Here is a 25786-nt window from a genome sequence, read left to right as displayed (position 1 = left end):
CAATTGTTTGGGCTATTTTGTTTAATTAGGAGATGAAAATGCCTTTAGAACCATACATGAGTGTGATTCCAATGGTTGTTGAGCAAAGTTCTCGTGGCGAGAGAGCTTATGATATTTACTCACGATTATTAAAAGAAAGAATTATATTTTTAACTGGGCAAGTTGAAGACAATATGGCAAATTTGATTATTGCTCAGATGCTTTTTCTTGAAGCTGAGAATCCTGAAAAAGATATCCATTTATATATCAATTCCCCTGGTGGAGTAGTGACTGCTGGTATGGCTATTTATGACACGATGCAATTTATTAAACCAGATGTGAGTACTATTTGTCTTGGACAAGCATGTTCAATGGGCTCATTACTTTTAACTGCTGGTACTAAAGGTAAACGTTTTTGCCTGCCTAATGCACGCGTCATGATCCACCAACCATTAGGTGGTTTTCAAGGACAAGCGTCAGATATTCAAATTCATGCTCAAGAAATATTACAGGTTAAAAGCCGATTAAATAATATTTTATCAATGCATACTGGTCAGGATATTAGTGTAATTGAAAAAGATACAGATCGTGATAACTTTATGTCAGCCGAGAAAGCAGTTGAATATGGATTAGTTGACGCCATATACAGTAAACGATCTTAATAATAAATAGGTAAAGAAAGTGGATAAAGAAAACTCAGAAAAATTACTCTATTGTACTTTTTGTGGCAAAAGTGAACATGAAGTCCGTAAGCTAATTGCTGGGCCATCATCTATTTATATTTGTAATGAATGTATTGGACTATGTAATGATATTCTAAAAGAAGAAACAAAAAGTTTTCTTTCACATGAAGAATTTATTAGTAAACCATTACCGACACCGCACGAAATACGAGCTCATCTTGATGAATATGTTATTGGTCAGGAACGGGCTAAAAAAGTATTATCAGTTGCTGTTTATAATCATTATAAACGTTTACGTAGCTATTCTAACCGTAGTGATGTTGAGTTAGGTAAAAGCAATATTTTATTAATTGGTCCTACGGGTAGTGGTAAAACATTATTAGCTGAAACATTAGCACGTTTTCTTGATGTCCCTTTTGCCATGGCTGATGCAACTACATTGACTGAGGCTGGATATGTTGGTGAAGATGTAGAAAATATTATTCAGAAATTATTACAAAGTTGTGATTATGATGTAGAAAAAGCGCAACGTGGGATTATTTATGTTGATGAAATTGATAAAATTTCTAGAAAATCAGATAATCCATCTATTACTCGAGATGTTTCTGGTGAAGGTGTTCAGCAAGCTTTATTAAAAATTATTGAAGGTACTGTTGCATCTGTTCCTCCTAAAGGCGGACGTAAGCATCCACAACAAGAGTTTTTACAAGTTGATACTTCTAAAATCCTCTTTATTTGTGGGGGCGCATTTAGTGGGTTAGATAAAGTTATTGAAAATCGAGTCTCTACCAACACAGGTATTGGTTTTGGTGCTGATGTAAAAAGCACTAAGAATAAAGCGACAGAATCTGAGTTATTAGCTCAGATAGAGGCAGAAGATTTGGTTAAATTTGGTCTTATACCTGAATTTATTGGTCGATTACCTGTTATTGGAACGTTATCAGAACTTGATAAAGATGCTTTAGTTAATATATTAACCGAACCTAAAAATGCTTTAACCAAACAATTTAATGCTTTATTAGAGTTGGATGGTGTAGAACTGGAATTTACTAAAGAAGCTTTAGATGCCATTGCAATTAATGCGATGAAACGTAAAACAGGTGCTCGAGGATTACGTTCAATTGTCGAAAATATACTGTTAGATACAATGTATGACTTACCATCAATGCAAAACGTAAAAAAAGTACTTGTTGAGAAAGATACGGTAAATCATTTGCAATCACCTAAATTGATTTTTCGTGAAGATACAGAACTATCTGCATAATAGATAAGCAATTATCCTATTCAAACTGGTAAGCAGCATTTATGTAAAAAGTGAAATACGTATGTACATTTATTGTACTACGTATTTAAAACAGGATAAGCTTGAATATCTTAAAATCACCCCAATATAAGACAGATAAGTTTGTACTACCGAGAGAATAAAATGAAGACAAAACAAACTAAACAAATGATTATGCCTATTTTACCATTGCGTGATGTTGTTGTATTTCCACATATGGTAATTCCTCTCTTCGTTGGTCGTAATAAATCAATCCGTTGTTTGGAAAGTGCAATGGAGATGGATAAACAAGTTTTTCTTGTAACACAAAAATATCCTTCACAAGATGAACCTGATGTAGAGGACTTGTATGAAGTCGGTACTATAGCCAATGTTTTACAATTACTTCAATTACCTGACGGTACAGTTAAAGTTCTGGTTGAGGGTGTCGCGCGAGCTAAAATTGTTGATATTATTGAACGAAAAGATGATGATTTTTTAATTGCAAATATTAAACCGCTAAAAGAAGCTAAGAAAGCTGATAATATTAGTCAAGCGATGATAAGAGTCTTATTATCAAATTTTGATGATTATGCGAAACTTAATAAAAAAGTCACTCAAGAGGTTGTTGATTCAATTCATTTAATTAAAGAATCATCTCAATTAGCAGATTCCATAGCTGCTACCTTATATATAAAAGTTGAACAAAAACAAGAGATTTTAGTTACTGCTGATTTAGAAAAACGTTTCGAGTTGCTTATTTCATTAATGGAATCAGAAATTGACTTGTTGCAAGTTGAAAAAAATATCCGTCAACGCGTCAAACAACAAATGGAAAAAGCGCAAAAGGAATATTATCTAAATGAACAGATTAAAGCAATTCATAAAGAGTTAGGTGATATAGATAATAAACCTGATGAATTTGAAGAGTTAAACTCAAAAATTACTAAAGCAAAAATGCCAAAAGAGGCAAAGGAAAAAACACTATCTGAGCTTAATAAGCTTAAGATGATGCCTGCTATGTCTGCCGAAGCAACTGTTGTTCGCGGATATATTGATTGGATGTTACAAGTTCCTTGGAATAAACGCAGTAAAGTAAAAAAAGATATTAATGCTGCACAAAAAGTTTTAGATAAAGATCATTATGGGCTGGATCGTGTAAAAGACCGAATTTTAGAGTATTTGGCTGTACAAAGTCGAGTAAATAAAGTTAAAGGTCCAATTTTATGCTTAGTCGGGCCTCCAGGCGTTGGTAAAACATCATTAGGTCAATCCATTGCTAAAGCTACGGGTAGACAATATGTTCGTATGGCTTTAGGTGGTGTGCGCGATGAAGCGGAAATACGTGGACACCGAAGAACCTACATTGGTTCAATGCCAGGTAAATTAATTCAGCGTATGGTAAAGGTTGGTGTAAAAAACCCGCTATTTTTATTAGATGAAATTGACAAGATGGCTTCTGATATGCGTGGTGATCCTGCATCGGCATTACTAGAAGTTCTGGATCCTGAACAAAATAATGCATTTAATGACCATTATTTAGAAGTGGATTATGATCTATCTGATGTCATGTTTGTTGCGACAGCTAATTCAATGAATATTCCAGCACCACTACTTGATAGAATGGAAGTTATTCGGTTATCTGGTTATACCGAAGATGAAAAATTGAACATTGCTAAACAACATTTAATCGCTAAACAGATTGCTAATAATGGCCTAAAAGCAAATGAAATTGATATTGATGATTCAGCTGTAATTGGCATTATTCGCTATTACACTCGTGAAGCAGGGGTCCGAAGCTTAGAAAGAGAAATTGCTAAAATTTGCCGTAAAGTTGTTAAACAATTGGCTTTAAACAAGCGTTTGCGTAAAGTAAGTGTAACTCAAACTAACTTAAAAGATTACTTGGGTGTACAGCGTTTTGATTATGGTAAATCCGAAAGTGAAAACCGGATCGGTCAAGTGAATGGTTTGGCATGGACAGAAGTCGGTGGTGATTTGCTAACCATTGAATCAATGAGTGTTGTTGGTAAAGGAAAATTAACTTATACCGGCTCACTTGGTGACGTTATGCAAGAATCTATTCAAACGGCACTTACGGTTGTTCGTTCGCGCGCTGAAAAATTGGGTATTAATAGCGATTTCTATGAAAAGCGTGATATACATGTGCATGTTCCTGATGGTGCTACACCTAAAGATGGTCCGAGTGCAGGTATTGCAATGTGTACGTCATTAGTATCTACTTTAACGGGTAACCCTGTTCGTGCTGATGTTGCCATGACTGGTGAAATTACTCTACGAGGTGAAGTATTACCAATTGGTGGATTAAAAGAGAAATTATTGGCTGCTCACCGAGGTGGCATAAAAACAGCTATAATTCCTATTGATAATGTTAAAGATCTCGAAGAAATTCCAGCAAATGTTAAAGCTGAAATTGATATAAAACCTGTTAAATGGATAGATGATGTATTGACGATTGCATTGCAAAATAATCCATTTGGTATTGAGCCGGTTAAGGAAAAAGTTCAAATAAAGTCGCCAGTTAAAAAATCTGTTAAAAAAATTAAAAATACAGCAAATATTTCAACTCGATTGAACTAAAATAAACCAATCAAAAAGCCAACCTTATGTTGGCTTTTTTTTCGACCTTTAATTAGATAATAGCCAATTTTGGCAAATATGATATACTTGCGAAATTAAAATTCAGGTATATGGAGAATGACAAGCTATGATGGAAAAAATAAGAACAGCTGCAAACAGTCTTGTTGTTAAAATAATCTTTGCTATTATTATTTTATGTTTTATTTTTACTGGTGTTGGATTTTTAGGCTTTGGTGGTGGCAGTGGTGCAAATGATGAGCAATTGTACGTTGCTAAAGTCGACGGAGAAGGGATCAGTCGAACTCAATTTGAGTCTCAAGTAAAGCAAGAATTAAATAAAATTACAGGTGGTGATGCTTCGCTTACCAAAGTAATCCGAAGAAAAGTCTTATCTGAGCAAATAGATAATTATTTAGCTTATCAATTTTCAAAAAATATTCATGCCACAATCAGTAACGAGCGCGTAAAAGATTTTATTAAAAAGCAGAAAGTTTTCTTTATAGATGGAAAATTTGATAATCAAAATTATTTAAATCTACTTGCTGAAAACGGTTTTACTGCTGAAAGTTATGCAAGCTTATTAAAAACATCGTTACAACAAGAACAAGTTATTAATGCATTAGTCACAACTAGCTTTGTTTTACCTTCTGAATCTGAAATTTCCTTGTTAAAAGATCAGACAAGAACTATCTATGCTACTAAGATTGATTCTTCAATAGATGATATGAAAGACATTAATATTACCGAAGAAGATGAGAAAAAGTATTATGATGAACATAAAAATGATTTTATGAGGAAAGAGCGAGTAAAATTAAAATTTATTTATAATTCAAAAGATGACATCGCTAAAACCATTAAGGTTACTGATGATGATGTAAAAAAAGAATATGAACAAAATTTAAAAAAATATACCTACCCAGCAAAAAAAGAGTTTAGTGCTATTTTTGTTACAGACAAAGCGCAAGCAGACAAGATCGTTAAAGAGTTATCTTCAGGCGCAAATTTTCAAAATATAGCTGAAAGTCTAAATCAAAATAATAATAATATTTCTGCTTATGGTAAGAATGGTTCTTTAGGTTGGTTTGCTGATGATGATTCTCTGCCTGAGTTCTTTAAAAAAGCAAACTTGAAAAAAGTTAATCAAATTTCAAATCCAATTCCGACTGATGATGGCTTTATCATAATTAAACTTGATGCTGAGTTACCACCAAAGGCTATGGATTTTGATTATGCTTCAATTTTAATTTACGAGAATTTAACTAAACAAAAATTACAAAATGGATTTAATGCTGTTGAAGATAAAATGAAAAATGCCTTATCTCAATCACCTAAATCAATTGAAGAGTTATCTGAAAAAACGGGTCTTGAAGTTCAAACAACTGATTGGACAACTTATAAAGATATGTCTACAATCATGATTCATCCTGAAATTAGTGATTTAGTCTTTAGCGAAGAAATGATCGCTAATGGGCAACCGACTCTTAAATTATCAGACTTAATTCCAGTTGAAAGATCTCATGGTAGCTATGATTTTATTATTCAAGTTACTGACTATCACCCAGAGGGGATAGCTCCGTTTGATGAGGTTAAAGATGAAATTAATAAAAAACTATCTAAAAATATCTCCGAGAGTCGTTTTAAAGCTAATGTTGAAAGCCTTTTAAATGAGTTAAATACTACTGGAAATTCAGATAAAGTAAGCTTTAGTAAGAAATATGTTTTGCACAGAGATTCGAAAGATTTAGACAAAAAAGTAGTTGATATGGTTTTTAGTTTAGAACCACCAATTTCAGGTGTTAAATCTGATGAGTTTAATGTGGAATATTTAGAAAATAATACTGCTTATATTTTCACCTTAATTGACGTTGATACGCCTAAGGAGTATCAAGATATTTCACCAGAATTATTACCATTATCTATGTCTAACACTTTTCATTATCTTGCAAATGATATTCGTTCTAAAGCAAAGATTGAAATCATGCCTGATGCAAATTTGTGATAAAGATCGAAAAATTTTGGTGATAAATCAAAAAAAGAGAAGCCACTTTGGTGGCTTTTCGCATTTTTATGAATATTAAAATTTAGCAAATTAATTCCATGAGATAGTTATGAAGCAAATTTAGTTGCATAATTATATTGGAGTTAATTTACATGAAAATTTTTACACTATTATGCCTTTTATTTTCATCTTTACTTTTTTCAACAGTTAGTTTTGCTGATTCGAAAGCAGATGTCACTATAAAAGATGAGCAAATTGTACAAGTCAATATTAATACGGCAACAGCTGAAGAGCTAAGTAAAGTATTAACTGGTATTGGGATGAGTAAAGCTAAGAAAATTATTGAGTATCGAGAAAAATTTGGTCCTTTTGTTTCTATAGAACAATTAAAGGAAGTTTCTGGTATTGGTCAAGCAACGCTGGATAAAAATATAGGAAAAATCTCTTTATAAATATCCTATCTTCCAAGAGATTATCTATCTGTTGGAAGATATTTTTAATTATCAATTGGATCAACGTCAATACTCCATCTTACGTTTGATGCTTCACTCCACTGTTCAGTTATAAGATTATCTAATATTTGTTGTAATAATTGTCTGTTCGTATGTTGTAATAATAATTGCCAACGATTATAACCCGCTTTTTTAGGTTGACTAGCAGGCATTGGACCAAGTTGCCATAAATTATGGTCATAATTGGACTTTAACCAATCATGGATACGCTGTAAAAATTTTGGTGCCTGTAAATTATTACGGTCAGCAGCACGAATTAACACCTGATAGCTAAATGGTGGCAGTAAAGTTTGTTGACGTTCAATTAATGTTTGTTTTGCAAATGCCTGATAACCTTCATTTAATAAAGTATTTAATAAAGGGTGCTCTGGATGATAGGTTTGTAGAATCACTTCGCCAGCTTTTGTTTCACGACCAGCTCGGCCTGATACTTGAGTATAAATCTGAGCAAATCTTTCCGTTGCTCTGAAATCACTTGAAAATAAGGCGCCATCAACATCAATTATGCCAACTAACGTTACATCAGGAAAGTGATGACCTTTAGCCAAAATTTGTGTACCGACTAAAATATGGGCTCCGCCTTTATGAATATCATTTAAATAGGTATTCAATGCTTCTTTTTTAGTTATCGTGTCGCGATCAATACGAGTAACTTTTATATTTGGGAACAAAATATTAAGTTGTTTTTCAAGTTGCTCCGTTCCAAATCCAATTGGTAGTAACTGGGTCGAACCACACTTAGGGCACTGTTTTGGCACTTCCCTTGGCGTATCACAATAATGACAAATCAGTTTATGCTGCTTTTTATGATAAGTATAAGGGCGATCACAACGTGGGCATTCCGCTATCCAACCACAATCATGGCAAATTATTAATGGTGCGAACCCTCTACGGTTAAGAAATAACATCACTTGGTTATTGTTATTCAAATGCGTTTTTATTTTTTCTATAAGTGGTTGAGATAAACCTGAAGCTAAAGCCATGCCGCGAATATCTAAAATAGATTGTTTGGCTAATTGGGCGTTACCCGCTCTTTGAGTAAGTTTGAGATGCTGGTACTTATGAGTTTGTGCATTATTAATCGATTCAAGAGAAGGCGTTGCGGAACCTAAAACTATAGGTATATTTTCAATTCTAGCTCGGATAATAGCTAGATCTCTAGCATTATAACGCCATCCTTCCTGTTGTTTGTAAGAACTATCATGCTCTTCGTCGATAATAATGATACCTAAATCTTTAAAGGGAGTAAAAAGCGAAGAACGAGTACCTACGACAATGGCATTTTCACCCTCTTTACTTCTTAACCAAACATCTAAACGTTCCTTGTCTGTTAAGCCTGAATGTAAAATATCAATCGGGGCATTAAAGCGCTGTTTAAAACGCTTTATTGTTTGAGGTGTTAAACCAATTTCAGGAACTAAAACTAAAGCTTGCTTACCTTGTGATAACACATCTGCAATTATATTTAAATAAACTTCAGTCTTTCCTGAACCAGTTATACCATCAAGCAAAAATACACCAAATTGTTTATTCTGTTTATTAATAGTCTCTATGGCATTAGATTGTTCATCATTTAATTGGATCGATGTTGGGTTGGTCGAGTATTGCCAGCAAATATTGTCAGGTTGTTGATAAACTAATTCTATAAGCTGTTTTTTTTGTAATTCTTGATATAAATTTGAACTAAATTCGTCTTCATTTAAACAGTTGTTTCTAAGTGAAGATAATAATAACTTTTGTTTTGGTGCACGTGATAATAAGCTTAAATCAATTTGTTGCCCTAGAGGTGTTAATTTCCACTGTTTTATATCATCCTTGATAGCTTGACGACCTTGCCTTAATAGAACTGGCATGGCATGAAATATGACTTCGCCAATTGGAAAGTGATAATAACTTGTTGCCCAATTCAATAACTGCCAAATTGGTTGAGGAAAGGGGTTTTTGGTATCAATAATTGCGGTAATTGATTTTAAATTTTCGCTATCAAAGGTCGATTGCTGATCAATTTTAATGATTATTCCAATCATTTCCCTTTTACCAAAAGGCACTCTAACCCGCGCACCAATTTCAGCAGGTACTGTTAGTTTGTAATCAAACAGTCGATAAAGGGGTACCGGTAAGGCTACATGGGCAATCAGCATTAACAATCACTATTATTAAAAATTGATATTGTACGCAGATTTTATTTAACTCGCAAAAGTTACATAGAGAAATTAATTATTTTTGAGTTAACTATCTAATAACTTTATTTATATGATAGTAGTATCCATAAACAAAATTTGTTATCTTGAACGGCAAGTTAAAGCATAATATTTAAAGGTAGTTAAAAAATGTCAGCATCATTTTCACACATTAATCAACATGGTGATGCACATATGGTTGATGTTTCTGAAAAAAAGTTAACTTTACGAGAAGCTCGAGCCGAGTCAATAGTATTAATGAATGCTGAAACATTTAACCTAATTATTGAAGGGAAACATCATAAAGGTGATGTTTTTGCAACTGCAAGAATTGCCGGTATTCAAGCGGCTAAACGAACATGGGATTTGATTCCACTTTGTCATCCACTACTTCTAAGTAAAATTGAAGTCAATATCGAACCTGTATTTGAAAATCACAGCATTAGGATTGAAACAATTTGTCGGCTAAGGGGCCAAACAGGTGTCGAAATGGAGGCCTTAGTTGCTGCTTCAGTTGCTGCATTAACGATATATGATATGTGTAAAGCTAATCAAAAAGATATGGTTATTAATCAAGTTCGGTTACTGAATAAAATTGGTGGTAAATCGGGCGAATTTAATGCGGCAGAGCAGTGATACTATGAACAAAATTATTTTTTTTGCACAAATTAGAGAATTAATTGGGGTTGGAAAACTTGAATTATCGGTAGAGCAAATGTCAATAAATCAACTTTTAGATCACCTTAGTTTGCGTGGTGATAAGTGGGTATTAGCTTTAAAAGAAAAAACAGTATTATGTGCAGTTAATCAGACTTTAGTTGACTATGACTATGTCATTAAAAAGGGTGATGAAATTGCTTTTTTCCCTCCAGTTACAGGTGGTTAACAGCGTGAACATTATTCAAGTTAACCAATCTCCCATTGATGTGAATTCATTAATAACTTGGCTTTATCAATCGCCTATAGATGGTGCTGTAGTGACTTTTATGGGTAAGGTGCGTAGTTTTGAAAACCAAGTTATAAGTTTAACGTTAGAGCATTATGCAGAAATGACTGAAAAGGTGCTGTGCAATATTATTAATCAAGCCAGAGATAGATGGTCGATTAATCGTGTTGCAATAGTCCATCGTGTCGGTCAAATTTATGCAAATGAAAGTATTGTTTTTGTTGGTGTTAGTGCAGCACACCGCAGTGATGCTTTTGCTTCAGCGGAGTTTATTATGGATGTACTAAAAAATGAGGCTCCATTTTGGAAGAAGGAACAGACTTCTAGTGGCGAAAATTGGGTAGAAGCCAAGCAATCGGATATAAATGCATTGAAGAAATGGTATTAATATTTATTTAGTCTATAATAGATTTCATCATCAAAATGTCTTCAGAGGCTCAAAAAAGAGCCTTTTTTGTTAAGCTTATATTAATCTCTTCATATTTATCTTTTTTTGTTAAAAATTTTGAGGAAAGTACTAATTTTAAGTAGAAAAATCGCTATTATTAAAAATTTTTAATCCTATTGCTCGTGGAGCTATATGAAAAAACTCTATTCGTTCGTATTAATAAATATTTTTATTTCGTCTATCATTACTATCCGATATTTTTGGGTGCCTGGTTCATCGTTTAGTTGGGATGGAAGCTTTTTTTCTCTATTTGCCGTGTTAGGCCATTTTTTCTCTGTTTATTTATTACTTTTTATTTTATGTTTTCCGTTTATTTGGGTGAAGAGAACGTTAAGTAATATTTGTTTAGCTGCTTTATTTAGTTTGTTACAGATTGTGCTGTATGTTGATACTATTGTTTTTCAGCAGTATCGATTTCATATCAATGAATCTGTGCTATCAATGGTTTTCTCGGGGCAAGTTGTCGATTTTTCAACGATCACTTATGTTTTGATGTTTTTGTTAATATTAGTATCTTTTGGAGCAGAATATTTAATTCTTTATTTGTTAGATAAAAAATTTAGCCAAAAACGTTCAAGAATATTAATCGTATCGACAGTATTTCTCTTCGGTTGTTTTTTTATTAGTCATTTAATCCATATGGTTGCGTTTTATTATGCCTATTCCCCCATCATGATTGTTAAAGAATATATTCCATTATATCGTCCATTTACCTCGAAAAAGATAATGGGATTGTTTGATAAATCAGGGCAACGTAAGACACTTATAGAAAAGGAGAACCAACACGCAACTATCTATTATCCTAAAAATGAGCTGATGATTAACCCTCATAATACTACAACACCCAATATTATGTTTATTGTCTTAGATTCTTGGCGTTATGATACTTTTAGTCAAGAAATTTCACCCAATACTTACCATTTTGTGAAACAGAATAATGGAATAATTTTTAATAATCATTACTCAACAGGGAATGCAACTCGAACTGGTATTTTTGGACTTTTTTATGGTATCCCCGGCACGTATTGGGATGCTTTTTTAAGAAATAGAATTCCCTCGTTATTCATAACAACATTGCAAAAAGAAAATTATAATATAGGTATATTTACTTCAGCCAAAGTTACTGCGCCAGAATTCGATCGTACGGCATTTTTAACCATTAAAAACTTAAGAATTAGTAGTAAAGATGGATCTGCATCGAGTCGAGATAAACAGTTAACTGATGATTGGCTAAACTGGTATAAGAGTAGAGATACATCTAAACCAAGTTTTTCATTTTTATTTTTTGATGCACCACATGCTTATGATTTTCCCAATTATTTTGAAGTTAAATTCAATCCAATTGGCGAGCTGAATTATATGACATTAAGCAATGATACAGATCCTGTTCCCATTTTTAATCGTTATAAACAAAGTGTCTACTATGATGATTATTTGCTTAAAAAGGTCTATGATGAACTTGAACGATCAGGCTCGCTAAAAAATACGTTAATCTTTATAACAGGTGATCATTCACAAGAAATGAATGACAATAATCTGGGTTTTTGGGGGCATAATGGTAACTATACTGATGCTCAAACTAAAGTACCTTTTATCATAGTTGGAGCAAAAGATCTTAAATATATCACAGATAATATAAATAAATTTACCAGCCATGAAGATGTCGTTCCAACAATAATGCGACATTATTTGCATGTGGAAAATGATATTTCAGATTATTCGACAGGTTATGATTTATTTAGCCCAATAATCGATCGAGATTGGCTATTAATGTCAAATTATAGTTCTTATGCCGTTCGGACTAGAGACAACATCTATTTTGTTAATCGTCTTGGTATAAGCCACTATTTTGATTGTCATAATAATCAGGTCGATAAAACACCTGATTATAAAACAATCCAAGCGGCAATGAATGATATGCGTTATTTTTTCCAGACACAAAAATAAAAAAATCCACCGTAAGGTGGATTTTTATTATCGAACATCAGCACAGTTTAGACAGTAAATATAACGGTTTTGTGAATCTTGGAACTTATCCCATAGTGAAACTTGTTGCTTAATTTGTTTTACTTCTGGGATATGCTCAAAAAATACCTCTGCTGTTGATTTTGGCATCATAGCAAACATATCTGAGTAAAGTGCATTGAACCAACTGCCTTCAGGCTTTTGCCAATCTATTTTATAATTAGAAATATTGGCTAATGTTGCAGCCATATCAACCGCATCGTCAAAATCCCCTAATTTATCCACTAAGCCATTTTTACTTCCTTCGGAGCCGAGCCAAACTTGCCCTTGAGCTATATGATCTACTTGTTCTGAGGTCATATTACGAGCTTTTGCTACTAAAGAGATGAAATTAAAGTAACCATTATCAATATTCATTTGAATAAATTGATTCATTTCATCGGATAAATTTTGAGTTAAGCTGTTATTTGCCAATGGTGAGGTTGAAACCCCATCGTTATAAACACCAATATGAGAAAGTGAATTTTCAAAAGTTGGTACAATGCCAAAAATACCTATTGAACCTGTAATCGTATTCGGACTAGCGACAATATAATCAGAAGCTGTTGATATCCAGTATCCTCCGGAAGCAGCCATTCCGCCCATAGAAACAACAACCGGGATTTGGTAACGACGTAAAGTTTCTAGTTCACTGCGAATTGCTTCTGAAGCTTCGACACTTCCTCCTGGACTATTTACTCTGAGTACGACAGCCTGTATGTTATTACTTTGTAATTTATTACGAATATCTCTTAATTGTTTAACAATATCTTGGCTACCAGCTACATTACTGCTATTTGCGCCGTTAGTAATAGTTCCATTCACAAAAATGACAGCTATTTTGGGTTCTTTGTTTGATTCTTCAGCATTTTCCTTAAGTCTATAATCATAGATACTGACTTTTTGTTTTATTTTATGTTCAAGTTCAAAATCAAATTCATCACTTATCGCATCAATTAAACCGTTTGCTAAAGCGTATTGGGCCATATTACCATTAACAGATTTTAGTTCCGATAACATTTTATCGGCTGAAGGAACTAGTTGTGTAGGTGCTTTTTTGCGTTCTGCAGAAATGTCATTAAGGTAGTTATTCCACATTAAATTTAACCAACGAGAAGTGTTACTTCTTGCTTCTTCTGACATATTATCTCTGATAAATGGCTCAATAGCTGATTTATATGTTCCTACACGGAAAACATGAGTATTAATCTTTAAGTTGTCTAATAATGTTTTGTAGTACAAATTATTGGCGGATAATCCAAAAACATTAACTGCACCTAATGGGGTTAAATAGATTTTATTAGCATAACTCGCTAAATAATATTGGCTTTGATTGAAGCTTGAACCAATAGCGTAAATAGGCTTATTTGCCTCTTTGAATCTGTTTAAATATTTACCAATATATTGCAAAGAACTCAAGTCTGCTCCGACAAAGTTATCCAATTTTAGGACTATGCTATTTATATTAGGATCTGATGTAGCTTGTGATATTTTTTGCACTAAATCGAATAAACTATTTTCACGTGATAGATTTACTCTTTTACCATATAATTTATTTTGTATTTCATACAATTCATCACTATAAAGTGAATTGTCGACAATAACGCCTTCAAGATTTATAACTAATGTGCCATATTGAGGAATGATGTCTTGCTTTTGTGATTCTTTAAATAATGCAATACCACTCAAGATCAATAGGATTATGATTAAGAAAATTAGGTTAAGAAATATTTCTCTAATTAAATTGATACCTTTCCAAATTGATTTTATAACAGTTAGTACAGACATAATAAAATAACCCTTTAATTATTCTTTTATTTTTAATTTTTCATGTTTTTCTTTTTGAAATATTTTTTATCTTCAAATCGTAAACATGTTAATTTGCCACCCCAACAGCACCCTGTATCGAGTGCGTAAATATTTTCAGGTGTTCCTTTTCCATTCAATGCTGCCCAATGACCAAAAGCAATACTATATTCTGACGGAATTTTACTTGGTAATGAAAACCATGGTTTAAGTTTCGATGGGGCCTCATCTGGTTGATCTTTACAATAAAAATCAAGCCGTCCATCTTCGTAACAGTAACGCATTCTTGTTAAAGCATTCGCAATAAAGCGTAATCGATCTAACCCTTGTAATTCATATGACCATTCATCAGGAAAGTTACCATACATTTTGTCAAGAAAGAGGGGATATGAGTCACTACTTAAAACCTGATGAAGATCATTAGCACATTTTTTCAATGTTTCAAGATCCCATTGTGGAGATATTCCGGCATGAGTCATAATAAGTTTTAATTTTTCATCTATTTGAATTAATGGTTGTTTACGCAACCAATTCATTAGTTCATCGAAATCATCAGCGTGGATGAGTTCGTCAAGATTATCCTTCTTTTTTGATGGTGTAACATTGGCGTAAATTGAGAGTAAATGTAAGTCGTGGTTACCTAAAACTAATCTTATTTGTTCGCTGTTTTGTTTTACAAATCTAAGAACTTCAAGTGATTTTGGTCCTCTAGCAACTAAATCTCCAGTAAGCCATAAGGTATCTGATGATGAAAAATCAGCTTTCTCTAATAGTCGCATAAACTCATCATAACAGCCGTGAATATCACCAATTATTAGATTTGCCATAAGGTTATTTCCAAGCGTTTGCTAATAGACAATATTGTTGTACTGTCAAATTTTCCGCACGTAAATTCGGGTCAATACCTAATTCAGCTATTTGCTCACTGTTAAATAAATTACTTAAGCTATTACGAATTGTTTTACGTCTTTGGTTAAAAGCTTCGGTAGTAATACGTGATAGTACTTTAATATCATTAACTAAATAGGGCTTTTCTTTGTAAGGTATTAGTTTAACTACAGCTGAATCAACTTTAGGTGCTGGTTTAAAAGCTGTAGGTGGTACTTCTAAAACAGGGATGATTTGGCAGTAGTATTGTGCCATAACACTCAATCGACCATAACTTTTGCTGTTAGGTGCAGCAACTAAACGAGTAACAACCTCTTTTTGCAGCATAAAATGCATATCAGTAATGATTGGTGCATATTCGAATAAGTGAAACATCAATGGTGTTGAAATATTATAAGGTAAATTACCAAAAACTCTCAGAGGTTGACCTAATGTATCGGACAATTTGTTGAAATCAAAATTTAGTGCGTCTTGTTCAATCACACTGATTTTATTTTGTAAAAAAGGATTTTCAACTAATCGGCTAGCTAAATCTCTATCAATCTCAATAACAGTTAAATGATCTACCAATTTACTTACAGGTACTGTCAATGCGGCAAGCCCTGGTCCTATTTCAACTAGTGCTTCTTCTTTCTTAGGTTGTATGGCTGCCACAATACTTTCAATAATATAATTATCATGTAGAAAGTTTTGACCAAATCGTTTACGGGCAAAATGACCTTGATGAACACGATTATTCATTCTTACCTTCACCTGTAATTTTGATATATGCATCACCTTTTAACTCTTGAATCCAAACTTGTGCTTCTTCAGCAAATTTTCTATTGAAAATCATACGATAAGCTTGATCTTTTTTAACTAAGTTTGTACCGTCAGTTTGTCTGGTATCAATTAGTTGGATTATATGCCAACCATAAGATGATTTTATTGGTTGACTGATTTCACCCTTTTTCAATTGTGATAATGCAGTCCTGAAACCTTCATCATAAACTTCTGGCCTATTCCACCCTAAATTACCACCACTATCTTTTGAACCTGTGTCTTCTGAGTTAGCTTTTGCTGCTGCAGCAAAAGTTGTTGCTCCGCTGGTAATGGCTTTGCGAATGTTAATTAATTTTTGTTTAGCCACCTGATCGGTAACTAATACGTTGGTTTTAATTAAAATATGACGAGCATTAACTTCTTGAAGTGTAATTTTTTGTGGTGTTTCAGAACGGTTATCGTCAACTTTTAATATGTGAATCCCAACTCCAGAGCGAATTGGTCCTATAATACTTCCTTTTGGCGCTCGAATTAGTCGTTCCTCAAAAATAGTAGGTAACTCATTTAACTTTTTCCAGCCCATTGATCCACCTTTTAAAGCAAGATCATCATTTGAGTATGACGCGGCTAATTTAGCAAAATTTTCCCCTTTTTTTGCACGATTGATGATGTCCATCGCTTTATTGGTAGCACTATCAACTTGTTGTTTAGACGCTTTTTCTGGAATAGTAATTAGAATATGACTAATTTTAACATCAATATTGTTAGTTGGTTGGTTAGCTATTGTTTTGGTTAAATGTTCTACTTCTCTGTTAGAGACTTTGATTCTAGGTCGAACTTCATGCAGGCGTGCTTGTTCTATTAGCATATCAGTATGAATACGATCACGATAAGTGCTATAGCTCATGCCCATAGTTGATAATCTGCTTCTTAGTTGATCTATTGTCATACCATTTTCAGCTGCTATTCTATCGATTGCGGCGGTAACTTCATCATCACTAATAGTAATTTTTGCTTTTGCCGCTCTTTGTAAAATTAATTTTTCAACAACAAGGCGATCAATAATTTGTTTTCTAAGTATTTTATCATTAGGTAAAGATTTAGGATCGGCGCTCGCTTTAATCGTTTTGAGCATGTCACTAACATCACTTTCTAAAATGACGTTGTTATTCACAACAGCTGCAACCTGTTCTACCACTTTTGGAGCTGCATTTGCTGAAAAAGGTGTAAAGAGTACTAAATTAACACTCAAGTTTAATGCAATAAAAAGTTTTAATAATTTCATATTTACTCAACTCATTATGTTGTTGCGGTATTAAATTTACCACAATAAATTTATTAGTATGTTTATTCAAATGTTGTTGTATAAGGTAATTTACCAAAGTTTAACATTTTGGCTTGCGTGTCACGATTACTTCCTAAACCTTTAAGTTCAAAGTTAATTGACAGTTTGTTTTTGTATTTACTTATATGTTCTGTGTTATCCCAGTCGGTTAATTTGCGTCCATATTGTACGGTTACTCCCCAACAGCAGTCGCTATAATTTACCCCAATAAAACTGTCTGAAATCTGTTTTTGCTTAATATCATAATAATAAGATCCCACAGCACTCACTTTTTCAGATAGTGGCCAACTAACCATAATGCCGGCTTGAGAAAGATCTTGTTTATAACCTTTATATGCGGAATACTTATACCTGTCATCTACAGTGTCAATATAGTTACGATTGGCATAACGATAAGATAATTGAATTAATTTGTCACCCGATGGTCGATATTCAAACGTTGTATTGGCTAGCGAAATAGTATCGATACGGGTGTCGTATTGAATCCCGCTTCGGAAAATAATATCGTCACTAATTCGCCAGAAATTATCTGTTGCCCAAGTGACACTACCCGTATCAGAATTTTTATCTAATTCATTATTGTGATCACCGGTTTTAGATTTTGTAAAATAGGTAATTTGCCCTAAAGACATATTAAATTTTTCAACTTTGTTACTATCATAAAAACGTGTAGTTACACCCGTTGAAAGTTTATTTGTTGATGCAATACGGTCTAAACCACTATATGTTTGATCTCTAAATAAACCAATATAATCAGCTTGTAAGAGTGTGGAATCGTAATTTCCAATATTTGATTGGTTACGATAAGGGTTATAAGTATATTTCACTCTAGGTTCGAGTGTTTGGCTATACCCATCGATTAGATCAAAGTCTCTTTCAAAAATTACTTTACCATCAATACTAAATTTCGGTATAAAACGATTTACAGTGCGATTTAACTTTATCCCTTCTTTTATGTGTTCAAGATTATTATTATATTTAAATATGTTTTTCTGGTTGTAATGAGTTGCCATAAAACCAGTTTCTGCAGATAAATTTGCCCAAGAATTTGTAACTGTATAATTGATAGTTGGTTCTATATGGACTCGCCAAGCTTCGGGTTCATTATCTGTTGAATTTATAAAATGAGAAAGTTGTGAAAAAGTCTTAAATTTTAATGGTCCCAGCTCGTAGTTATAATAGTTGATATCTAATTGAGGCTGAGTTTGGTAAAGAATATCATAGTGGAATGGTTGGAAGTGTTTGTAACCTAAAGCAACATCCCAATTTTCATCATTGTATGCTAATTTATAAAACTGAGTCAGATATCCAGCTGTTTGAGACGCATATTTAGAACTGAGATCTGTTAAATATTGATTGTCACTGACTCGTGTAGTATCAGCTATAAAACGCCAATTGTAGTTAATTAATTCGTCGTTTTTCCAATAGAATAACCATCGATTACGATTGTTATCGTATCTGTTGCCATTTGTTGATTTTTTTCTATCGTCACTGTATTGATTATCATGCTGTAACCAGTCAAAAGCGAAAGTCCCTAATCCTAATTGATTTAAGTAGCGAAACTCAGTTTGTAACTGTACACCACGGTGTTGTAGTATTCGCGGTGTTATAGTCGCATCATAATTTGGAGCAATGTTCCAATAATACGGTAATGAAAAATCGATACCATCAACACTATCGTAACCAAAACTAGGAATTAACAACCCTGATCGTCTTTTATTGCCTGTAGGCAATTGTAAATAAGGTGAGTAAAGAACAGGTACTTTCTCTATTCTAAATACCGCATTCCAAACTTCTAACAACTGTTCTTCATTATCGTGAATAATTGTTGAACCTGTAATATTCCAAGCACTATCTCCTACAGGACAGGAGGTAAAACTACCATTTTTAAGAATTACATAGCGATTCTTATCAAGTTTGATCTCATCGGCTTCACCTCGTCCAAGTCTATTAACTAATTGATACTCACTTGGATTCATATTGGCATCATTGTTGTTTAGATTCATCGATGCGTGATTACCTTTGGTTTGTATCATATTATCTTGATAAGTGATATCACCATCGAGTGTAACCATCCGATTATTTGCATCTTTTGAGTCAATCGTCACTTTATCAGCTAAAACTGTACGATTGCCTTGCTCTACATAAACACGACCTTTGTAAATAGCTAAATTAGGATAAAGTCCTTCAAACTCATCTGCCTCTGCATTAATAGGTAATGTATTTATATCTCCATTAACAATTGGTCGCTCAAATTTAGGTACACCAACAAGACACTGCGGATTAGTAGTGTCATTTTGGGGTAAATCTATTGCATAACTGCTATAATTGTACAAAGAAAATGTTACAGCTATAGCAATACGAGAAAGCGATAATTTTTTCATTAATGATTAGAATATGATTATGATTATTTTAATTGAAACATTATAGCGGTTATTTATAAAAGTGCGAATGAAAATTAACGTTTAGTCCGTCGTTTATTCGTTTTACCAAGTTGTCTTACCATGGCTATTTTCTTTTCAGTCGATACTTGTTGAAATTCATCCCACCACTTAGCTAAATCTAAAAGCTCACCTTTTTCGATAGAAGCTCGCATTTCTAATAAATCATAAGCTGCTCGGAACTTTTGATGCTCTAAAATGACAAATGCACGTTTTCCTTCTCGTTTTTTCATTCTTAATTGTAATCGCCACATATCACCCATAACCGCTGTAAAACGTCTTGGTATAGCGATAATACGGCATTGCTCATTTAGTACATCATTAATTGCCATAGAAAAAGAATCGTAATATTGCAAACCGCTCTCAATGCAGTTTAATTGAGTTTGTTCTATAATTGGATACCAAAAAAATGCTGCATATAAAAAAGCAGGGTTAATGCGTTGCTCATTTGCTATACGGTAATCAGTATTTTTTAACACTTGAGCAATCATTTTTTCCATATTTCCTTCATGGTCATGTGTAAATAAACGTTCAACCACTGGAAACAATTGTTTAAATAAATGATACTGCTTTAATAATATATAAGTATCGTAACCATATCCTGATTGTAGTAATTTCAACGATTCATCAAAAAGACGGGCTGAAGGAATATTATTTAATAATGGAGCCAGTTTTTTTATTGGTTCAGCAGTAGCTGGGTCAATTTTCATGTTAAGTTTTGCTGCAAAACGGATTGTCCTTAACATTCTGACTGGATCTTCACGATATCTTGTTTGTGGATCACCAATTAATCGAATAATGCCATTTTGTAAATCTTTTAGTCCACCACAATAATCACGAATTGTATAATCTTTGACGCTATAATAAAGCGCATTCATTGTGAAATCACGACGAACGGCATCTTGCTCTATCGTTCCATAGACATTATCTCGTAATAACATACCTGCTTGTGATCGTTTTGATATGTTCTTTTGTTCACTCTGATCATCATGATCACCTCGGAACGTTGCAACCTCAATTATCTCTTTTCCAAACATAATATGAGCTAAACGAAAGCGTTTACCTATCAAGCGGCAATTTCGAAAAATCTTTTGAATTTGTTCTGGTGTAGCATTTGTCGCAATATCGAAATCTTTAGGTTTTTTACCTAATAGAAGGTCGCGAATACAACCACCTACGAGATAGGCTTCATATCCTTGTTTATTCAATCGATAAAGTACTTTCAACGCATTTTCGCTTATATTCTTACGAGAAATATTATGCTCATTACGTGAGATGGAAATATAATGCGACTCTTGTCGCTCTTTGTGATGGAACATTTTACGATAAAAGCGAGAAACTTGTTTAAAAATAGCGCACCTCGAATTAATAATGGTCTATACTGAAATATAGCGCGCGATTATATCGCAATTAAATCTAACTTTCCATTTTTCTTGAAATAGTTATACCGAGTAAAATAAAGGAAATTTCTTTATATTAATTAAATATTTTATTTGATTTTTTGAACATAATTATCAACAATAGTAATTTATATAGTACAATTAGTTAGATTATTTTTTAACTTTATAAAAATTAATTCAAAATAGATTATCTTATTTATTTTATTAATGACTAATTGATTTAATTAAACTTATACTCTTTTAAAAAAAGATTTTTGATAAAAATAATTATTAATTTGGTTTACAATTAAGAGTATAAAAATATTAACTGATAACTTATTGGGGACTCTATGAATATTCGAGATTTGGAATATTTTGTATCATTAGCTGAATTCCGGCATTTTCGTAAAGCAGCTGATGCTTGTAATGTTAGTCAACCAACACTAAGTGGTCAAATCAGAAAACTTGAAGACGAACTAGGCGTAATGTTACTTGAACGTACTAGTCGTAAAGTATTATTTACTCAAACTGGCATGATGCTTGTTGAGCAAGCTAAAGAAATTTTACGTAATATACAGATTTTAAAAGAGATGGCTAGTCGTCAAGGGGAAGAGATGGCGGGTCCTATGCATATTGGATTAATTCCGACTATCGCTCCATATTTATTACCACATGTGATTACCGTATTACATGAATCCTTTCCTCAACTAGAACTTTATTTACATGAAGCGCAAACTGCCAATATTGTTGCTCAACTTGAAAGTGGAAAATTGGATTGTGCTATTATCGCTCAAGTAAAAGAAACCGCACAATTTATTGAACTACCTTTATTCAATGAACCTATGTTTTTAGCCGTTCCTGCAAATGATGAATTAGCTAGTAAACAGACAGTTAAGCTTTCTAGTCTGAAAGGGAAGAAATTTTTAATGTTGGAGGATGGTCATTGTCTACGCGAACATGCTATGGGGTATTGTTTTCAGGTAGGAATTGATGAAGATAAACAATTTAAAGCGACGAGTTTAGAAACATTGCGTAGTATGATATCAGCAGGACGTGGAATTACTTTATTTCCAGAGTTAGCTGCTCCAAATGAACGTACTCGTGATAATATTTGCTATATTCCATGTACTGATCCTGTCCCAACACGAAGCATCGCTTTAATTTATCGACCTGGTTCTCCATTACGTTCTCGTTATGAAACTATCGCTAAAACTATTCGTGACCATATGCCAAAAGTCTTTGCTGAAAAAGAACGACTGTTAGGCCAGAAATAATTTATATTTCTTATAGCGCAGAATTTAAAAAATGAAAAATGTTAAAACCTGTGGAGTTAGAGCGCAGCAAAAGGAGAGAACTCGTCGAAGTTTAATTGATGCTGCGTTTCATCAACTCAACGCGGAACAAGGTTTTGCAAGTTTAAGTCTGCGCGAAGTTTCCCGTGAGGCAGGTATAGCTGCTACATCATTTTATCGCCATTTTCGTGATATGGATGAGTTAGGTTTAGCGATGGTTGATGAGAGCGGTTTAACTCTTCGTCAATTATTGCGCCAAGCTCGAAAACGTATTGAAAAGGGGGGGAGTGTTCTTCGAACTTCGGTAACCACCTTTATTGAATTTATTGATAAAAACCCTAAAGTATTTTTATTGTTGCTCAGAGAAAAAGCCGGGACTTCTTCAGCATTCAGATCGGCAATTGCACGCGAAATTCAGCACTTTATTGTGGAGCTTGTTGATTATTTAGACAATGCCAACCAAATGCCACATCATTATAATGAAGCTCAAGCCGAAGCAATGGTGACTATCGCATTTAATGCTGGCGCGGAAGCAATTGATTTCGACATAGTACAACGCCAAGAACTAATTGAAGATCTTATATTTCAACTTCGTATGGTTTCTCGTGGCGCTTATTACCTTTATCATAAAGAAAAAATCAAAAATAATAATGAATAATTATTGTAAGTTGAAATCGTTATTTTAACTCACTATTATCAAAACCTATCTTATTGATTAATATTATTTATATGATGCAGTTATATAGGGAATAAGTTAATGGCTAAAGTGTACTATCTGTTTTTTTTCATATATTCAATTTCATTTTTTGGTTATGCAGATTCAAATGTTGGATTTAGGGAAATCCATTATGGAGAAGAAGATGGTAGACCTCTTAACATTGCAATATGGTATCCAACTACTAATCAACAGAAAACAGTATTTATAGGCGATAATGTAGTTTTTTATGGTTCTGAAGTTGTCCCTAACGCAATACCTATCAATGATTCAAGGAAACTTCCGTTAATCGTTGTTTCTCATGGTTACGGTGGTAGCTGGCAAAATTTAAGTTGGCTTGCCTATGAACTTGCAGGTAAGGGATATATTATTGCTGCGCCAAATCATCCAGGAACAACTTTTTTTAATAAAGATATTAATCAATCAAGAAAATTATGGCTACGTCCTGAAGACCTAAGTAAAACTATTGATATTTTAAAAGAAGATAAGCTATTAGCTAACCATATTGATATGAATAAAATATCAGCCATTGGGCATTCCCTTGGCGGTTGGACCGTAATAGCGCTTGCTGGTGCAAGATTTGATATTGATCTATTTAAAGAAGATTGTACTGAAAATTCACAATTGAAAGCTTGCCAATTAGTAAATGAACTAGGTCTTGATAACCCAAAATTAACTCAAAGTATGTTAGATTCAAGAATAAAATCATTTATCTCTTTAGATGCAGGGTTAGTCAGAGGTTTTACTCCCGAAAGTCTGAAAAATATTAATATTCCCTCTTTGATTATTGGAGCTGGTGTTGATGTTGGTGATATGAATGTAGAACTTGAATCAGGCTATTTAAGACGGTTTCTTTTAAAATCATTATCTACTTATACTGTTATACCAGATGCGATGCATTTTAGTTTTATACAAGTTTGTAAACCACAGGCGATAGAAATATTAGAGCAAGAAGCTAAAGGCGAAAGTATCATTTGTAAAGATGGCGGGGAACGAACCAGAACCGAAATTCATGATGAAATAATTAATCAAATTACTACTTTTTTAGATCAAAAAAATTTAAACCCTTAACATCTTATAAAAATACTGCGGCTAAAGCCGCAGTAATATTTTGTATCTACTAAAGACTAATCGTCATTAAAGATTTTGTAAAACTTTTTCAACACTATCTTTGGCATCACCAAATAGCATATAACTATTTTCTTTAAAGAATAGTGGATTTTGAACGCCTGCATATCCGGTATTCATTGAGCGTTTGGATATAATAACCGTTTTTGCTTTCCAAACTTCAAGAACAGGCATACCTGCGATAGGGCTGTTTGGATCTTCTTCCGCTGCCGGGTTAACTGTATCATTTGCACCGATTACCCAAACAACATCTGTATCAGGGAAGTCATCATTGATTTCATCCATTTCTAATACAATATCGTAAGGTACTTTTGCTTCGGCTAATAATACATTCATATGACCAGGTAAACGCCCTGCAACTGGGTGAATACCAAAACGGACTTCTATACCCATACCACGAAGCTTTTCAGTAATATTGCTTACAGCACCTTGTGCTTGAGCAACAGCCATACCATAACCTGGTACGATAATAACTGAACGTGCTTCTTTTAATGTTTGAGCAACTTCTGCTGGCTGCATTTCACGGTATTCACCTTGTTCTTCTTCTGAAGAGCTTGATGCGCTACCATCGCTACCAAAACCACCGGCAATGACGCTGATGAATGAGCGATTCATTGCTTTACACATGATGTAAGAAAGAATTGCCCCTGAAGAACCAACTAAAGCACCGGTTACAATAAGTAAATCATTACCTAACATAAATCCTGCTGCAGCTGCTGCCCATCCAGAATATGAGTTAAGCATTGAAATAACTACTGGCATGTCTGCACCACCAATTGATGCCACAAGATGGAAGCCAAATACTAATGCGATGATAGTCATAACAAGTAGACTAACAAGTGCGCCTGCGCCACTTTTCACACCAATAAAAGTAAACATCAAAATTACTGAAACAACGATTGCCGCTAAGTTCCAGTAGTGTTTATAAGGAATAGAAAGTGGTTTAGAGCTAATGCGGCCATTTAGTTTTCCAAATGCAACGACTGAGCCAGAAAAAGTAACTGCACCAATAAAGATACCAATAAAAATTTCTACTAAATGTACAGTAAGTTCACTGCCAGTGAAAACCATAATATTAGAATCTAAGAAGCTATTGAAACCAACGAGAACTGCGGCCATACCAACGAAACTGTGGAGTAGTGCAACAAGCTCTGGCATTTGTGTCATTTCTACTTTTTTAGCAAGATAAAGACCAATAGCTGCACCAATGACCATAGCAATAATGATCCAGTGTAGTCCGCCTTTAATACTTGCAATAGCAGCAATAAGTGCAATTACCATACCAACCATGCCATAAATGTTTCCAGATTTGGCTGATTCTTGATTTGATAGTCCTCGTAAACTAAATATAAAAAGTAATGCAGCAAGAACATAGGCTGCTTGAATTATTCCATGACTAAACATTATCAATAATCTC

The 25786-nt window shown here is 33.5% G+C and carries 20 protein-coding genes; 12 read left to right on the top strand and 8 right to left on the bottom strand.

Features of this window, described 5'->3' with window-relative positions; all coding sequences use genetic code 11:
• Positions 1 to 38: 38 nt before the first annotated feature.
• From clpP to J3U16_RS02205, 5 genes are all read left to right on the top strand, one after another.
• A complete protein-coding gene (gene clpP, locus J3U16_RS02225) occupies positions 39 to 641 on the top strand; it encodes an ATP-dependent Clp endopeptidase proteolytic subunit ClpP (RefSeq protein WP_305054763.1) in 603 nt (200 codons plus the stop codon).
• Between the two features lie 19 nt (positions 642 to 660).
• Entirely contained in the window at positions 661 to 1926 is a 1266-nt protein-coding gene (clpX, locus tag J3U16_RS02220) for an ATP-dependent protease ATP-binding subunit ClpX (RefSeq protein ID WP_065734766.1), read from the top strand.
• Positions 1927 to 2088: 162 nt separating this feature from the next.
• The gene (gene lon, locus J3U16_RS02215) at positions 2089 to 4524 is read left to right on the top strand and encodes an endopeptidase La (protein ID WP_267330026.1); all 2436 of its coding nucleotides are present in this window, start codon (positions 2089 to 2091) and stop codon (positions 4522 to 4524) included.
• A 127-nt stretch (positions 4525 to 4651) separates the two neighbouring features.
• Positions 4652 to 6523, top strand: coding sequence for a SurA N-terminal domain-containing protein (locus J3U16_RS02210; RefSeq protein ID WP_267342436.1), 1872 nt, complete (start codon positions 4652 to 4654; stop codon positions 6521 to 6523).
• A gap of 152 nt (positions 6524 to 6675) precedes the next feature.
• Positions 6676 to 6975, top strand: coding sequence for a ComEA family DNA-binding protein (locus J3U16_RS02205; RefSeq protein WP_267330028.1), 300 nt, complete (start codon positions 6676 to 6678; stop codon positions 6973 to 6975).
• A gap of 44 nt (positions 6976 to 7019) precedes the next feature.
• Here J3U16_RS02205 and priA read toward each other — a convergent pair whose 3' ends face one another.
• Positions 7020 to 9176: a primosomal protein N' gene (gene priA, locus J3U16_RS02200; RefSeq protein WP_267342435.1), complete on the bottom strand. Its 2157-nt coding sequence runs from the start codon at positions 9174 to 9176 to the stop codon at positions 7020 to 7022.
• Positions 9177 to 9365: 189 nt separating this feature from the next.
• Between priA and moaC the strand changes: the two genes are divergently transcribed.
• The 4 genes from moaC (at position 9366) to J3U16_RS02180 (ending at position 12556) form a co-directional block, all read left to right on the top strand.
• Entirely contained in the window at positions 9366 to 9851 is a 486-nt protein-coding gene (gene moaC, locus J3U16_RS02195) for a cyclic pyranopterin monophosphate synthase MoaC (RefSeq protein ID WP_065562378.1), read from the top strand.
• A 4-nt stretch (positions 9852 to 9855) separates the two neighbouring features.
• A complete protein-coding gene (gene moaD / locus J3U16_RS02190; RefSeq protein ID WP_267342434.1) occupies positions 9856 to 10101 on the top strand; it encodes a molybdopterin synthase sulfur carrier subunit in 246 nt (81 codons plus the stop codon).
• A gap of 4 nt (positions 10102 to 10105) precedes the next feature.
• Entirely contained in the window at positions 10106 to 10549 is a 444-nt protein-coding gene (gene moaE, locus J3U16_RS02185; protein WP_255305717.1) for a molybdopterin synthase catalytic subunit MoaE, read from the top strand.
• 192 nt (positions 10550 to 10741) lie between these two features.
• Positions 10742 to 12556 carry a sulfatase-like hydrolase/transferase gene (locus J3U16_RS02180; RefSeq protein ID WP_267342433.1) on the top strand — a complete coding sequence of 605 codons (1815 nt, stop codon included), beginning with the start codon at positions 10742 to 10744 and terminating at the stop codon, positions 12554 to 12556.
• Positions 12557 to 12583: 27 nt separating this feature from the next.
• Here the strand turns inward: J3U16_RS02180 and sppA are convergent, their stop codons facing one another.
• The 6 genes from sppA to pcnB form a co-directional block, all read right to left on the bottom strand.
• Positions 12584 to 14401 (bottom strand): signal peptide peptidase SppA, encoded by a 1818-nt coding sequence (sppA, locus tag J3U16_RS02175; protein WP_267330032.1) that lies wholly within the window; start codon positions 14399 to 14401, stop codon positions 12584 to 12586.
• Positions 14402 to 14433: 32 nt separating this feature from the next.
• Entirely contained in the window at positions 14434 to 15246 is an 813-nt protein-coding gene (gene apaH / locus J3U16_RS02170; protein WP_065562373.1) for a bis(5'-nucleosyl)-tetraphosphatase (symmetrical) ApaH, read from the bottom strand.
• 4 nt (positions 15247 to 15250) lie between these two features.
• Complete coding sequence (gene rsmA / locus J3U16_RS02165; protein WP_065734777.1) at positions 15251 to 16048, bottom strand: 16S rRNA (adenine(1518)-N(6)/adenine(1519)-N(6))-dimethyltransferase RsmA; 798 nt, start codon at positions 16046 to 16048, stop codon at positions 15251 to 15253.
• Complete coding sequence (gene surA / locus J3U16_RS02160; protein ID WP_065562371.1) at positions 16041 to 17354, bottom strand: peptidylprolyl isomerase SurA; 1314 nt, start codon at positions 17352 to 17354, stop codon at positions 16041 to 16043. The genes rsmA and surA overlap by 8 nt, the downstream gene beginning before the upstream one ends.
• Before the next feature lie 62 nt (positions 17355 to 17416).
• Positions 17417 to 19798 (bottom strand): LPS assembly protein LptD, encoded by a 2382-nt coding sequence (gene lptD / locus J3U16_RS02155; RefSeq protein WP_267342432.1) that lies wholly within the window; start codon positions 19796 to 19798, stop codon positions 17417 to 17419.
• Between the two features lie 74 nt (positions 19799 to 19872).
• Entirely contained in the window at positions 19873 to 21174 is a 1302-nt protein-coding gene (gene pcnB / locus J3U16_RS02150; protein WP_065734779.1) for a polynucleotide adenylyltransferase PcnB, read from the bottom strand.
• Between the two features lie 410 nt (positions 21175 to 21584).
• On the opposite strand from pcnB, the gene oxyR reads away from it, so the two are divergent.
• The 3 genes from oxyR (at position 21585) to J3U16_RS02135 (ending at position 24312) form a co-directional block, all read left to right on the top strand.
• Positions 21585 to 22508, top strand: coding sequence for a DNA-binding transcriptional regulator OxyR (gene oxyR, locus J3U16_RS02145; RefSeq protein WP_065562368.1), 924 nt, complete (start codon positions 21585 to 21587; stop codon positions 22506 to 22508).
• A 31-nt stretch (positions 22509 to 22539) separates the two neighbouring features.
• Positions 22540 to 23184 (top strand): HTH-type transcriptional repressor FabR, encoded by a 645-nt coding sequence (gene fabR / locus J3U16_RS02140; protein WP_065562367.1) that lies wholly within the window; start codon positions 22540 to 22542, stop codon positions 23182 to 23184.
• Positions 23185 to 23283: 99 nt separating this feature from the next.
• Positions 23284 to 24312: an alpha/beta hydrolase family protein gene (locus J3U16_RS02135; RefSeq protein ID WP_267342431.1), complete on the top strand. Its 1029-nt coding sequence runs from the start codon at positions 23284 to 23286 to the stop codon at positions 24310 to 24312.
• A gap of 66 nt (positions 24313 to 24378) precedes the next feature.
• Here the strand turns inward: J3U16_RS02135 and pntB are convergent, their stop codons facing one another.
• Positions 24379 to 25773 (bottom strand): Re/Si-specific NAD(P)(+) transhydrogenase subunit beta, encoded by a 1395-nt coding sequence (gene pntB / locus J3U16_RS02130; protein ID WP_065562366.1) that lies wholly within the window; start codon positions 25771 to 25773, stop codon positions 24379 to 24381.
• Positions 25774 to 25786: the final 13 nt, after the last annotated feature.

It is taken from the genome of Gilliamella sp. B3023 (assembly GCF_026536845.1).
GTDB classification, from domain to species: Bacteria; Pseudomonadota; Gammaproteobacteria; order Enterobacterales; family Orbaceae; genus Gilliamella; species Gilliamella apicola_E.
The sequence above is the reverse complement of the archived record's forward strand: the minus strand, read 5'-3'. Positions and strand labels throughout refer to the sequence as shown.

Coding starts and splice junctions, on each gene's coding strand:
- clpP (WP_305054763.1), top strand. CDS start 39: ATGCCTTTAGAACCATACATGAGTGTGATTCCAATGGTTGTTGAGCAA.
- lon (WP_267330026.1), top strand. CDS start 2,089: ATGAAGACAAAACAAACTAAACAAATGATTATGCCTATTTTACCATTG.
- J3U16_RS02210 (WP_267342436.1), top strand. CDS start 4,652: ATGATGGAAAAAATAAGAACAGCTGCAAACAGTCTTGTTGTTAAAATA.
- J3U16_RS02205 (WP_267330028.1), top strand. CDS start 6,676: ATGAAAATTTTTACACTATTATGCCTTTTATTTTCATCTTTACTTTTT.
- priA (WP_267342435.1), bottom strand. CDS start 9,176: ATGCTGATTGCCCATGTAGCCTTACCGGTACCCCTTTATCGACTGTTT.
- moaC (WP_065562378.1), top strand. CDS start 9,366: ATGTCAGCATCATTTTCACACATTAATCAACATGGTGATGCACATATG.
- moaD (WP_267342434.1), top strand. CDS start 9,856: ATGAACAAAATTATTTTTTTTGCACAAATTAGAGAATTAATTGGGGTT.
- J3U16_RS02180 (WP_267342433.1), top strand. CDS start 10,742: ATGAAAAAACTCTATTCGTTCGTATTAATAAATATTTTTATTTCGTCT.
- sppA (WP_267330032.1), bottom strand. CDS start 14,401: ATGTCTGTACTAACTGTTATAAAATCAATTTGGAAAGGTATCAATTTA.
- apaH (WP_065562373.1), bottom strand. CDS start 15,246: ATGGCAAATCTAATAATTGGTGATATTCACGGCTGTTATGATGAGTTT.
- rsmA (WP_065734777.1), bottom strand. CDS start 16,048: ATGAATAATCGTGTTCATCAAGGTCATTTTGCCCGTAAACGATTTGGT.
- surA (WP_065562371.1), bottom strand. CDS start 17,354: ATGAAATTATTAAAACTTTTTATTGCATTAAACTTGAGTGTTAATTTA.
- lptD (WP_267342432.1), bottom strand. CDS start 19,798: ATGAAAAAATTATCGCTTTCTCGTATTGCTATAGCTGTAACATTTTCT.
- pcnB (WP_065734779.1), bottom strand. CDS start 21,174: ATGTTCCATCACAAAGAGCGACAAGAGTCGCATTATATTTCCATCTCA.
- oxyR (WP_065562368.1), top strand. CDS start 21,585: ATGAATATTCGAGATTTGGAATATTTTGTATCATTAGCTGAATTCCGG.
- fabR (WP_065562367.1), top strand. CDS start 22,540: ATGAAAAATGTTAAAACCTGTGGAGTTAGAGCGCAGCAAAAGGAGAGA.
- J3U16_RS02135 (WP_267342431.1), top strand. CDS start 23,284: ATGGCTAAAGTGTACTATCTGTTTTTTTTCATATATTCAATTTCATTT.
- pntB (WP_065562366.1), bottom strand. CDS start 25,773: ATGTTTAGTCATGGAATAATTCAAGCAGCCTATGTTCTTGCTGCATTA.